Source organism: Flavobacterium sp. N502540 (assembly GCF_025947365.1).
GTDB lineage: Bacteria > Bacteroidota > Bacteroidia > Flavobacteriales > Flavobacteriaceae > Flavobacterium.
In genome coordinates, this window is the sequence record NZ_CP110012.1 from 1,761,811 (window position 1) to 1,775,001 (window position 13,191).

Consider the following 13,191-nt stretch of genomic DNA (forward strand, 5'->3'; position numbering starts at 1 on the left):
AATATTTGAATTTCAGTGATTTGGTTTTTTTTTATTCTGAAAAAAGACAAAGAATTTGGTGATGAAGATTTTGTGGGAAATAGTGTAAAATAAGGCGGTGACCTACAATAATTAAAAACCCGACAAGCGCTAAAACTTGTCGGGTTTAATAAAATTTGGCACTTAAAAGCCTGATTAGCAATGGTTAAAAAAAAGCGGTTTTTTTTAAATTAATAACATAATATTTAAAAAATGTGATTTTCCCGGTATGGTTTTATTTTCAAAAAAGAATATAATAAAACTACCAAAATTTAATGTACAGGGCTGCAATAATCAATAATGTAATGACGATTAAAACAGTCGTTTGTGGTTTTACTTTAAACATTTCGGCATCGATTTCGAATGCTTTAGGATTCACTTTAGGACCTGCAAAACTGATTAAAACCATCACCAAAGTGGTAAAGATGAACGATAATCCCATACAAATATGAAAAGGGATTTCAAAAGCTCCTTTTCCGTTTGGATAAGCGGTGTACAATAAAGTCTCATTTCCAAATAAGGCAGGCGCATATTCGTTGAATAGTACAGATAATACAAAACCTAAAATTACACCTACTACAGCTGCAGCTCCCGTAGTTCGTTTCCAGAACATTCCTAAAACGAACATGGCAAAAACTCCCGGACTGATAAAGCCCGTGTATTTTTGGATATAAGTAAATCCGCCAACACCTCCAATTCCTAAAATATCATTCCAGGTAAATAATACTGCTAAAAGCATCGCTCCAAAAACGGCAATTCTTCCTATGTTTACCTGCTGCTTTTCACCAGCTTCTTTTTGAATGTATTTTTTGTGAATATCCAGGGTGTAGATTGTCGAGATACTGTTTACTTTTCCGGCTAACGAAGCTACAATTGCTGCGGTTAATGCCGCTACTGAAAGACCTTTTAATCCGGTTGGAAGAAAAGTCAGTACAGCTGAATAAGCTCCGTCTTTTCCTCCGACTAATTGTGGTAAATGTCCGTTTTGATATAAAACATAGGCAGCGATACCAGGTAACATTACGATTAAGGGCATTAACAATTTTAGCATACCGGCAAACAAAATACCGGTGCGTGCAGTTTGCAAATCGGCACCCAAGGCTCTTTGCGTAATGTATTGGTTGCATCCCCAGTAATTCAGGTTGATGATCCAGATACCGGCAAGATAAGACATCAGACCAGGGAAAGTCAGGTATTTGTTGATGTCAAGCTGAGAGGATGTCGCAGTTGGTCTTGGAATAATCATTTTAAAATGTTCCGGTGCTTCTCTCATTAAAACTTTGAAACCCGCAATTGCATTTTGTCCTACTCCAAAATTTTGTCCTACAGTCGTAAGAGCAATATACGAGGTTACTAAACCTCCAATGATTAAAACCGCAACCTGAATAACATCCGTATAAGCGACAACTTTCATACCTCCAAGAGAGATGAATAGGGCAAATAATGCCAATCCGATCATGATAATATGCAGATATTCTCCGCCGGCCATACCGTTAATGGCTACAGCTCCTAAATATAAAATAGAAGTTAAGTTTACAAAAACGTACAAGAACAACCAGAAAACGGCCATGATTAAAGCAGTAGAATCATTATAGCGTGTTTTTAAGAATTGTGGCATCGTATAGATTTTATTCTTTAGGTATACGGGAATAAACCAAACGGCGACAACAATAAGACTTATGGCAGCAATCCACTCATAAGCCGCAACGGCAATTCCTAAAAAGAAACCTTCACCGCTCATTCCGATAAATTGCTCTGCCGAGATATTTGAAGCAATTAAAGAAGCTCCAATAGCCCACCAGGTCAGGTTTCCTTCGGCCAAAAAGTAAGCTTTAGCGTCCTGTTCGTCTTGTTTACGTTTTCGGTAAACCGTATAACCGTAGACCGAAACTACGATGAAGTAAATAATAAAAACCGCATAATCTGCGAAAGCAAGGTTCTGGTTCATTGATAGTACTATTTTTAATAATTAGATAGTGATTGTTTGATTAGTAAAGGGTAAAAAACAATATTTGTCTGAGGTGGTTTAAATATTGTTTTTTTTATTTTTTTTGATTTGGGTCGATTATTCGTTTTTGATTTGATTTATTAATGTGATTCTGTATTAAAGGGTAAAAAAGAGCTAAGACGTACCGGTTTTTTTGAGTATGTTTTTCAAAGCTGTAACAATTTGTGGGGCAAAATAGGTGAAACTCTTATTTTATTTTTGATTTGTAATGAATGTCTGATTGCTGTCTTAAAACTTCGGCACTTCTTTCAGGGGTAATGTCTCTTTGAGATTCGCCTAACATTTCATAACCCACCATAAATTTCTTTACTGTGGCTGATCGCAACAAAGGCGGATAGAAATGCATGTGGAAATGCCATTCCGGGTGTTCTAAACCATCTGTAGGTGATTGATGGATTCCTGATGAATACGGAAAAGAAGTACTGAATAAATTATCGTATTTGACAGTGAGTTGTTTTAAAATTACGGCAAAGGAATTGGTTTCTTCTTCCGTAAAATCAGTAATTTTATTTACAACTCTTTTGCTTACAATCATTGTTTCATACGGCCAGGTTGCCCAAAACGGAACTAAAGCAATAAAATCATCGTTTTCGATTACTACACGATCACACGTTTTTAATTCTGCCTGAACATAATCCTGAAGAAGCGTTCGGTTGTTCTTATCAAAATAAGATTTCAGATTTTGTTGTGTTTTTTCAACCTGAGTTGGAAGTGACGACTGTGCCCAGATCTGACCATGCGGATGCGGATTACTGCAGCCCATAATACTTCCTTTGTTTTCAAAAATCTGAACGTGATTGATGTATTTGATGCTTCCCAGTTCAGCGTATTCTTTTTGCCAAACTTTTACAATGTTCTCAATTTCGTCAATTTCCATCTCCGGTAAAGTAAGATCATGTCTTGGTGAAAAACAGACTACTCTTGAAATTCCCTGTTCGGGTTTTGTTTTAAAAAAAGTATGCTTGATGTCTTCTTCAAATATAATTTCGTCCTGCTTCATTGCGGCGAAATCATTTTCAAAGACAAAGCTGTCTTTGTAGGTCGGATTGTGTTCTCCATTGGCGCGAACGTTACCCGGACAGAGATAACAGTTTGGGTCGTGCTTTGGAAGGGTTTCAGTTGCAAGAGTCTCGTTTTGCCCTTGCCACGGACGTTTGGCTCGATGAGGAGATACCAGAATCCATTCGTTTAGTAATGGATTGAAACGTCTGTGCGGATCTTCGTTGATGTCAAAGTTTTTCATTTATAGTTTTTGTGATGTTAAAGAAGTAGTCTTGTTCCATTAGAGATTGTTACATCATAAAATTTTAATTCAATCCCAAATGTATTTAAATAAAGATTTGAAAACTTATTTTTCACCTCATTTTCATGCCCTTTTTTTATAAAATTTATGGTACACCCCCCAAAACCACCCCCCATGAGGCGTGATCCAATAATAAAGTCGTCTGTTTTTGCCGTATTTACAAGCATATCCAGCTCTTTGCAGCTAACTTCGTATTCTTGCGATAAACCATAATGGGCTTCGAAAAGTAATTGTCCCAAAAGTGTAATATTTCCCTGATCTAATGCTTCACAAGCCTTTTCAACACGATCAATTTCTTTTACTACAAAATGTACTCTTTTAAAAATAGTTGCTGACATTTGATGCTGCAGCGTCAAAAGCTGTTCTTCGGTACAATCTCTAAAACTTTTTATTTGAGGAAAATGATGTTTTATAATCGCCAGCCCTTGTTCGCACTCCTGTCTTCTGGTATTGTATTCAGAGGTAAAAAGAGAATGTTTTACATTACTGTCAAACAAAACCAGAGCGTAATCTTTGAAATCGGCATTGTGATACTCAAAATCAAGGGTATTACAATCTAGTTTTATGACCTTATTTTCAAGACCATGAACACTCGAAAACTGATCCATAATACCACAATTGATCCCTACCCAGTGTTCTGCTTTTTGCCCTAACAAAGCGATGTCGGCTTTTTTGATTTTTAAATCGAAAAGCGATGCAATTCCGAAAATCATTCCACATTCTAAAGCAGCAGAAGAGGATAAACCGGAACCTACCGGGATGTTGCTGCTAAAGACACAGTTGAAACCTTCAAACACAAAATCGTTGTCCTGTAATTGTTTGATTACGCCACGAATATAATTGGTCCAGACCTCTTCGCTTAAAAGAATTTCTGCAGTTAAATCAATTTCAAAGGCTTCGTTCAAATCGATGGCTATTATTTTAGAGCTGTTGGTATTGTTCTTTTCAAAAGCAAAACATATAATCTTGTCAATAGCCGCCGGTAAAACATAGCCGTCGTTGTAATCAATATGTTCTCCTATAATATTGATCCTTCCGGGAGAGAGCACCACTTTTTGCGGAGCCGATCCAAAAGATTTCTCAAAAAAAGCGGTTGTGTTTTGTATTAAAATATCATTCATTAGGTAGTGGTTGAAAGAAATAGCTTTTCGTTTTGGTTGTTTTTTTAGTAACCATTAGGTTATGTTTTCAAATCTGTAAAGGGTTTTTTGAAGATAGGTTTCCCCTTTTCGTAAAACCGAATTCGGAAAATGTTTATGATTAGGGGCATCCGGAAAATTTTGTGCTTCAAAACATATTCCGCTAAATGCGTGATAATTAGTGTTTTCTTTTCCTTTTATAGATCCAAAACAATTTCCGCCTACATATATATGTACGCTGGGCTGATCCGTAATAACCTTCATCTGCAAATTGTTTTCGACACTGGATAAAGTGGCGGAAACCGCTTTTCCGAACTCAATTACAAATGAATTGTCAATAGCTTCCGGGCATTTTTTAGCCGTTCTGAAATCAAAATCATGGTCAGAAAGAGCAATGAAATTCCCGGTTGGAATATTCTCAGTATCCGTTTCCAACATTTTGTCAGAATCAATAAAGAGTGTTTGGTTTAACAAATCCCGATCATGTCCGTCAAGATTAAAATAAGTGTGATGTGTAAGATTCACGATCGTATCTTCAGTTGAGGTCGCTTTGTATTCTAGCTTTAATTCGTTTTCTTCGGTTAAAGTATAAGTCAAATCAACCTGTAAAGCTCCCGGATAATTCTCCTCTAAATTCTGGCTCAACAGACTTAAAGTTATCGAAGGATTATCACCGGAAGTAATATGGGTAATGTTCCATGTTTTTTGTCCAAAGCCAATATTCCCGCCATGTAAAGCATTACCATTGTTGTTGGTATTCAATTGAAATGTCTGATCGTTTAAGGTAAAAACACCTTTGTCGATTCGTCCGGCATAACGCCCAACGGTAGCACCAAAGTAAGGAGCGCTTGGTAAATGATAAGAAGCCAGATAAGATTCTAAAGTATCGAAACCTAAAACAACATCAACAACCCCACCTGTTGCAACCGGAATTATCAAAGAGGTCAGTGTTGCACCGTAATTGATAATTTTTGCTTTCATTCCGTTTTTGTTGCACAATTCACAAGAAAGAATTTCTTCGTTATCGGGCAATAAACCAAATGATTCCATGGCAGATGTATTCGGAAGGTGTGATATTTGTTTTATTTTCATATTTTTTTTGCCAAAAATGAAAATCAAAAATAGAAACAATATCTGTTTTTACATACCAGTACCTACCAGTTTTTTGTATATTGCGCCAAAATCCATTTTGTATGAATATAATTTCTATCCAAAGTAATATTGGTTTGCCAAAATACAGGCAGATTATTCTCTCTGTAGAAAAAGCAATTGAGGAAGAAAAACTGGTAAAAGGCGATCGGCTTCCGTCTGTTAATAAAGTTTGTCTGGCATTTTCGCTGTCACGTGATACGGTATTGTTGGGATATGACGAGCTTAAAAAAAGAGGTATTATTTACGCCATTCCGGGTAAAGGGTATTATGTTAAAAGCGTTGAAATCAATATCAAACAAAAGATTTTTTTACTTTTTGATGAGTTAAACAGTTTCAAAGAAGACATCTATAATTCGTTTATACAGAATATTGGAAAGAACGTTCAGGTTGATATTTTCTTTCATCACTTTAATGTTCAGGTATTTCAAAAACTCATTACCGACAGTAATGGAAATTACACCAAGTACATTATTATGCCTACCAATTTAACAGATGTGACGGAGGCGATAAAAAACCTACCAGTAGGGGAGGTTATCATATTGGATCAGACCAATCCGGATTTGAAATTGTATCCGGCAGTTTATCAAAATCACGAAAAAGATATTTTTGAAGGTTTAGTTAACGGGAAATCACGAATGGATAAGTACAAAAAGCTTATTTTGATTTTTCCGGGATTTAGAGAACCATTGGGAATGAAAACCGGTTTTATTGCTTTTTGTACAAAGTATGATTTTAAGTTTGATGTCATCACAGAATTTACAAACGGAGAAATCAATGCAGGTGATTTGTACATTATACCAAACGATCGTGATCTGGTTCGCGTTATTGAAAATGCCCAATCGCAAAGCCTTAAACTCGGAACGGATTTCGGAATTATTTCTTATAACGAAACTCCTTTGAAAAAGATTGTTGCTAACGGCATTGCCACCATTTCGACCGATTTTGAAATGATGGGAGAAATTTTAGCCGATATGGTGCTTCTCGGACACAAGCAGCAAATAGAAAATAAATCATCTCTTTTGATTCGAAACTCATTATAATTATTCCGTCTGCGCTTCTGGATTTAAGAAACTACAGACGAATTACTTTACAAGTTTAAAACAAAATTGTTGCGAAGTTTTTCCTCGTATTTTTCTTTATTGAAAGTGTAGAGATAAGATCCTTTTCGGGAAGACTGCATGTCTTTTTCGTCCAGTTTGTTTAGGATTCCCATCGTATTAATCTTAGTGATAAAGTTTCTCTTGTCCAGTTCTTTGCTCAAAATAGCTTCGTACAACTCTAATAATTGGCGCATGGTGAACTTCTCGGGAAGTAATTCAAAGCCAATTGGCTTGATCGAAGTTTTATAACGTAATATTCTGATCGCTTGCTGCACCATTTCGTTATGATCAAAAATTAAACTCGGAGCATCGGCCACACTAAACCATTGCGCATGATAATTTTCAATCAGTTCGGCATTGTGATCTTCAATATTAATCAAAGCATAGTACGAAACCGAAATGGTTCTTTCTAAAGGGTCACGATCAATTTCACTGTAGGCATAAAGTTGTTCCATATACACATCGTTTAATCCCGTATACATTTTTAAAACTCTTATCGCAGCATTGTCGAGTACTTCGTCTTGCTTTAATAAACCTCCCATCAAAGACCATTTTCCTTTTTCAGGCTCGAAGCCTCTTTTGATTAAGAGAATTTTCAAACCTTCGCGATCAAACCCAAAAATAATACAATCTACTGCTAATAAAACTTTATCTGCAGAGCTATAACTGTTAAGCATATTCAAATTTTTAGTGGTAAATATATAATCCTGTTAATTTCGTTTCTCAATTTTTTAAACGTTGTGTATACACTTAATAAATGTAACCGTCTGTAAAAGTTACATTAACTGCTTTGCTTGAGACTCCTGTTACAAAAGTAATGGTTTTTTAATGCTAAAATCATTATTAAAGCGGTCATTTTTTAACCTTTTTTACAAGTTTTTTTAAATAAAATATCATTTTACATAGCAAAGCGTCACTTTTACACAATAAAATAAGAAGATAATTCTTACTTGTGGTAAGTGCTCTCAGAACAGTTTTTTGTCGCTAAATTGATTCCGAAGCGAAACAAGTGGATGCTGTTAATTTATTAATTTTTGAACTAGGGATGCATTGGAGAAATAAAAAAATATTCCTGAAAAAGAAAGACGATTCTGATGTGACTTGGTGAAAAGAAATGCCATTCATAACAAAAAAGACATTGCGGTATTTCCTTACAGCTCTAAGGAAAATATTGGTTTAATCCCAGTAAAATAGAGACTGTACCGTGATTTTTTTTGCTTTTTTAAAAGGCAAATTACCAGAATATTACACAAGCAGATTTAAAAATACAGCACAAATTTTAAAAAATCTTAATTTTATTTAGTCTAAATAAGATAGTTTTGCGTCATATTTTTATTTCTATGGAAAAGCAATATCTAAACATTAACGCCAAAAATTTCCCGGAGATTTATGATTTGTACTGGAATGAACTGTTTTGTTTTTGCAGACATCATGCTGGGGACGAAGAAGCAGCAAAGGAAATTGTACAGCAAATTTTTATCAGTATCTGGGAAAGACGGGAACAACTACAAATCGAAACTTCCGTCAGAGCATATCTATACGGTGCTGCAAAACTCAAAATAGTAGAATATCATCGAAAGCAGTTCACTAAAAAGAAGCACGAAAGTACTCATTTTGCCGAAATGAATAAAGTTTCCAACAATACAGAAGAACATATTTTGCATAAAGATTTGCTTCGGGAACTACAGTTGGCCATCAGTACACTTCCGGAACGTTGCAGGCAGGTATATTTAATGAGCAGAGAAGACGGGATGGACAATCGCTCTATTGCCGCTTCGCTTGTTATTACAGAGAAAGCCGTTGAAGGAAATATCACAAGAGCACTTCGGCATATTCGCGACCATTTAAAAGTTTTTCGCAGTTTGGTCATTTTTTTTACTCCCCTATGTAGGGTTAGCGAGGACTTGTGCAACTACATCATTATATAACAAAACCAGAACTGTGTTTATTACATCCGATTTATTAGAAAAATATGCGCGAAAGGAATGCGATGCTGCCGAAAGGGTAACAGTGGAGCAATGGCTAAGTGTTATAGATTTAGAATTTGAAATTATTACCTCTCCACAACGAGACGGATTAAAAGAAGAAATCTGGAGCAATATTGCTTCGAGAACGATTCATGCAAAACCAAAATCTCAGAACAGATTTCTTTATGCTGCACTAACAACTGCGGCCTGTGTGTTATTTGGGATTGTCAGTTTACATTACTACAATTCATCAACATTTGCTTCGCAGATTTTAGTGAACAATTTAAACGGTCAGGAGATTAAAAAAATAAATATTGGCAGTTTATCTTTTTTGGTTGAGCCGGGCAGCCAGTGCAACATTTCAATGGATTTTTTGGGTGAGGCAAGCGATGTTAAGTTTTGCGGAGCCGTTTCGGTTATTAGCGATTCGGCAAAAGTACAGGAATTTAATATTGGCACCGGAACTTCAGGTTGTACAACTGTGTATCAGGACAAGGTAAAACTGCAAAAAGGACAAACGTATCTCGCCATGACAGATGCTGACTATGAGGTAATAACGGCAACCAGAGATGAAATTGCCGAAGGTTTACCAAGAGTATTTAGCTCCAGGCTGTCGGAACGTTTTAAGTTATAAGAAAATAGAAATAAGAAGAATAGAGAAGAAAAACCGATATAACTGAAATAGAGAAGTTATTGGTTTAGGGAACAAATTATCAGTGATGCAATTTAAAAGATTTTTTTTAACGGTTATTTTAATGATCATATGTACTGCAGTTTATGCTCAGAATAATGGGAATGCCAGTTTTACAGGTTATATACTTGACGATGAGAATCAGCCTGTTGCCGGTGCCGAAATTCAATTGCAAAATACTGCCGTCGTAGTAAAAAGTAATAGCTCAGGGAAATTTGTTTTTCAAAATATTGCATCAGGAAAATACCAGTTAGTGGTATCGATCACGGGTTATCAAATCCGGGAAATGGCTGTTGTTGTCGGACAGAATCAGAAAGAAGAAATTGTTATAGCGTTAAAATCGAATTCGGTTGTGTTAAATTCTGTTGATTTGTTTGGCAAAACGATTGAAACCAAGATCAAAGAACAGCCGTTTGCCGTTTCTGTTATCAATACAAAAAAACTGGCTGAACGTGATGTCGATTTAAATCGTTTAATGGATGGAGTATCCGGTATTCGCGTACAGGAATCCGGTGGAATGGGCTCTGAAACCAATTATTCGATTAATGGATTATCCGGTAAAGCCGTAAAGTTTTTTGTAGATGGGATTCCGATGGAAAATTTCGGATCATCCTTCAGCATCAATAATTTTTCCATCAATACACTCGAAAGAATCGAAATCTATAAAGGAGTTACTCCGGTGTCCTTTGGTGCCGATGCACTTGGGGGTTCTGTAAATCTGGTAACACGCAGCCGACTTAAAAATTATATCGATGTGTCGCAAACCGTAGGTTCATTTAATACCTATCGTACAGCAGTTTCCGGAAAATGGAGAAATGAATCCGGCTTTACGTTGCAAACCAATTCTTTTTTTAATTATTCCGATAATAATTATCCCGTTTGGGGGCCAACGGTAGAAGTTGCGGGAGAAAACGGAAGACCTATTCCGGGTTATCCAAGATTCAGAAGATTTAATGACGATTATAAGTCGTACACCATTAGAGCTGATATTGGGTTTACCAATGTCAAATGGGCAGATGTCTTGCTGTTAGGTTTTACTTTAGCAGATCAGGACAGAGGAATACAGACCGGAAGAACAATGGCTTATGTGTATGGAGACGTGCGCTATAATGAGAAGTTTGTTATGCCTTCTCTGCGCTATTCTAAGAAAGGATTTTTGTTTTCAAATTTAGATGTAGATCTGTATGCTTCTATAAACAAGTTAAGAGGTACAACTACAGATACCAGTTCTTATAAATACAATTGGACAGGAAAACCTATCGGAACAGTAGATGGAGAATTGGGCGGAATCCGATCAGGAAAATCCATTTATTCGTTTCAGGATCGTACACAGTTGGCCAGAATTAATTTTGTATATCACATAAAAGAGAATCAGGAGGTTAACTTAAATTATGTGTTTACCGGTACCAGAAGAAAAGGCAGTGATGCTATTGCCGAAGCAGATTGGACAATTCCGCTTAGACAACCTCAGGATCTGAATAAACATATCGCAGGTTTATCGTATGAGATTTCTTCATTTGAGGACCGTTGGAAGAACATTTTCTTTACAAAGTATTTTGCTTATGAAGCCAATGCCGTTGTATTTGATTACAATGGCGGGAGTTCTAAGGAAACTTTTTATCAGAATACGAAAGACAATGCATGGGCTTTCGGATACACCTCTAAATGGTTATTACCAAAAGACTATACCATAAAATTTTCTGCCGAAAATACTGCCCGGTTACCTGAAGCCATAGAGCTTCTGGGCAATGGTAATACAATTGTAAATGCACCGGATTTACAGCCTGAAAGAAGTTTCAATGTGAATGCATCCCTTCAGAAAACAATCCGTAATACGGTACAGAATGTAAATTTTGGTCTTAATGTTTTTTTCAGAGACACCAAAAATCTGATTTGGTTAACAGAGGGAGATCTGATGGGAACCGCCCGTTACGAAAATTTAGGAAAAATACGTACGCTTGGGGTTGAGGTTGAAGCCAATTATGCCCGAAAGCAATGGCTTGAAACATCATTCAATTTTACGTATCAGGATATCAGAAACATGCAGCGTTTTGAAGGAAACGGTGCCCCAAATCATGTTTATAGAGACCGATTACGAAATACGCCTTACTTGATGGCAAATGCAGAGGCGAGATTATTCCTGGATGAGATGTTTCAAATGAAATCTAAAATTTCATTTTTTGTTAGCACACATTATGTTCATCAGTATTACTTAGGCTGGCCAAGTCTGGGAGAAGCACGCGAGAAAATGTACATTCCAACCCAGTTCGTTCAGGATGCAGGTCTTGGTTACACTTTTGGAAACGGACGTTACAGTGCCAATTTCGCCTGCCGCAATATTTTAGACAAGCAAGTTTATGACAATTACTTACTGCAAAAGCCGGGAAGGTTTTTCAGTTTGAAACTAAGATATTTTTTACAATAACCAATTAAATTTAAAATCAATGAAAATGAAATCGTTCTTAAAGAAAACAACATTTATGGTTTCTGCTGTTACTGTATTTGCTGCAGTTGTAAGCTCTTGCAGTTCAAAGTCAGATGAAGTAGAAGCCGAAACGGCACAGCATTTTACAATTGCCAGCTGGACTCAGGATTTGCAATATATCGCATCGGTACCTTCATTAGCAGAAGGATCTTTAACGTTTAAAGGTAAAGGTATTGAGGCTAACGGATCTCGTTATATCTGGCACAAACAGTATGTTTATTTGATGAACCTTCCGCAGAAAAAATTCATCCAATACGAAATGGGTAAAGACGGAAGCTTAAAAGAAAAAGGGGCTATACTTACAGACGGAGTAGTTCCGAATTACTTTCAATCACTGAATATTGTAGACGATAATACCATGTTGGTTCTTGGAGGACTGGATATCAATAATGGTACTGTAGGCTGGGCCAGAATCAAACTAAGTGATTTCACAATTGAAGCAAAAGGAACATTGGCCGTACCATACGACGCTGCTAAAAAAGGAGTTCAGTTTTCTGTTGGAAGAGCATTCGTAGACAACGGAAAGCTTATTCTGGGAGGTTATTTTTACGATAACGAATCAAAATCATATACAGTTGATGGTGTAAGAGCTTTAGTTTATGATTATCCTGCAATGAATAACTTAAAAGTAATCAAAAGTACTGCAACTGAAGGTGGAGTGGGTTATGACTATTTAAATTCATTAGACAAAGACGAAGAAGGAAACCATTACTTTGTAGCGAGTGCCGGTAAATTCTGGACAGGTGTAGGCGGAAAATCAGGAGTGGTACGTATTAAAAAAGGTGCAGCAGATTTTGATAAAGATTATTTTATTGACGTAACAACACCATTAGGAAAACAGGCCTGTTTGATGGGAATTAATTATGTGGGTAACGGAATTGCAATTGGTACCGTTCAATACGAAGAATTAATGACTTCAGTAAGAGACCGTTTAAAAAACGTAGGGCAGTTGGTTAGAATTGATTTGAAAAACAAAACAGTTTCGTTGATTAATACACCTTTAAGCCCGGTTTCAATGGTGCGTTCACCATTGGTATACAAAGGAAAGTATTATACCGCAATTAGTCCTGTTGATGCTGTAGCCTCAATTTACGAAGTTGATCCTGCTACAGGAGCTTTCAAAAAAGGAACTACTTTAGATGGCGGAGGTTCTGTTACAGTTAATTTAATAGCTCCACATCCAACAAAATAATAGTAAACTCAAGTTTCTAATTGAGTAAGTATGGCCGGAAGAAATTCCGGCCATTTTTTGTTTGGGATGAGTTTGTAAAAAACGTCACATTCAGATAAGACTAATTCGCAAACCATATAAAATCTTAACTTCGCAA

Annotated in this window: 10 protein-coding genes; 5 read left to right on the top strand and 5 right to left on the bottom strand. The window is 36.4% G+C overall.

The genetic code is table 11. The features are described from left to right. Positions 1 to 280: 280 nt before the first annotated feature. The 4 genes from OLM58_RS07825 to OLM58_RS07840 all read right to left on the bottom strand — a co-directional run bounded on the left by OLM58_RS07825 (position 281) and on the right by OLM58_RS07840 (position 5,560). Positions 281 to 1,966: a sodium/sugar symporter gene (locus tag OLM58_RS07825; protein WP_264531849.1), complete on the bottom strand. Its 1,686-nt coding sequence runs from the start codon at positions 1,964 to 1,966 to the stop codon at positions 281 to 283. Positions 1,967 to 2,213: 247 nt separating this feature from the next. Beyond that, the gene (locus tag OLM58_RS07830) at positions 2,214 to 3,269 is read right to left on the bottom strand and encodes a UDP-glucose--hexose-1-phosphate uridylyltransferase (RefSeq protein ID WP_264531850.1); all 1,056 of its coding nucleotides are present in this window, start codon (positions 3,267 to 3,269) and stop codon (positions 2,214 to 2,216) included. A 17-nt stretch (positions 3,270 to 3,286) separates the two neighbouring features. Further along, complete coding sequence (galK, locus tag OLM58_RS07835) at positions 3,287 to 4,450, bottom strand: galactokinase (protein ID WP_264531851.1); 1,164 nt, start codon at positions 4,448 to 4,450, stop codon at positions 3,287 to 3,289. A gap of 54 nt (positions 4,451 to 4,504) precedes the next feature. Next, complete coding sequence (locus tag OLM58_RS07840) at positions 4,505 to 5,560, bottom strand: aldose epimerase family protein (RefSeq protein WP_264531852.1); 1,056 nt, start codon at positions 5,558 to 5,560, stop codon at positions 4,505 to 4,507. A gap of 101 nt (positions 5,561 to 5,661) precedes the next feature. Here OLM58_RS07840 and OLM58_RS07845 point away from each other — a divergent pair, with 101 nt between their 5' ends. Beyond that, complete coding sequence (locus OLM58_RS07845) at positions 5,662 to 6,660, top strand: GntR family transcriptional regulator (protein ID WP_264531853.1); 999 nt, start codon at positions 5,662 to 5,664, stop codon at positions 6,658 to 6,660. 47 nt (positions 6,661 to 6,707) lie between these two features. On the opposite strand, the gene OLM58_RS07850 is transcribed toward OLM58_RS07845, so the two are convergent. Further along, entirely contained in the window at positions 6,708 to 7,397 is a 690-nt protein-coding gene (locus tag OLM58_RS07850) for an NUDIX hydrolase (protein ID WP_017496929.1), read from the bottom strand. Positions 7,398 to 8,060: 663 nt separating this feature from the next. Here OLM58_RS07850 and OLM58_RS07855 point away from each other — a divergent pair. The 4 genes from OLM58_RS07855 (at position 8,061) to OLM58_RS07870 (ending at position 13,055) form a co-directional block, all read left to right on the top strand. Continuing rightward, positions 8,061 to 8,648: an RNA polymerase sigma-70 factor gene (locus OLM58_RS07855; RefSeq protein ID WP_264531854.1), complete on the top strand. Its 588-nt coding sequence runs from the start codon at positions 8,061 to 8,063 to the stop codon at positions 8,646 to 8,648. A 13-nt stretch (positions 8,649 to 8,661) separates the two neighbouring features. Beyond that, on the top strand, positions 8,662 to 9,321 hold the full coding sequence (locus OLM58_RS07860) for a hypothetical protein (protein ID WP_264531855.1): 660 nt from the start codon (positions 8,662 to 8,664) through the stop codon (positions 9,319 to 9,321). 121 nt (positions 9,322 to 9,442) lie between these two features. Next, positions 9,443 to 11,803 (top strand): TonB-dependent receptor, encoded by a 2,361-nt coding sequence (locus tag OLM58_RS07865; RefSeq protein ID WP_264531856.1) that lies wholly within the window; start codon positions 9,443 to 9,445, stop codon positions 11,801 to 11,803. 25 nt (positions 11,804 to 11,828) lie between these two features. Further along, positions 11,829 to 13,055: a DUF4374 domain-containing protein gene (locus tag OLM58_RS07870; RefSeq protein ID WP_264531857.1), complete on the top strand. Its 1,227-nt coding sequence runs from the start codon at positions 11,829 to 11,831 to the stop codon at positions 13,053 to 13,055. The last annotated feature ends 136 nt before the right edge of the window (positions 13,056 to 13,191 follow it).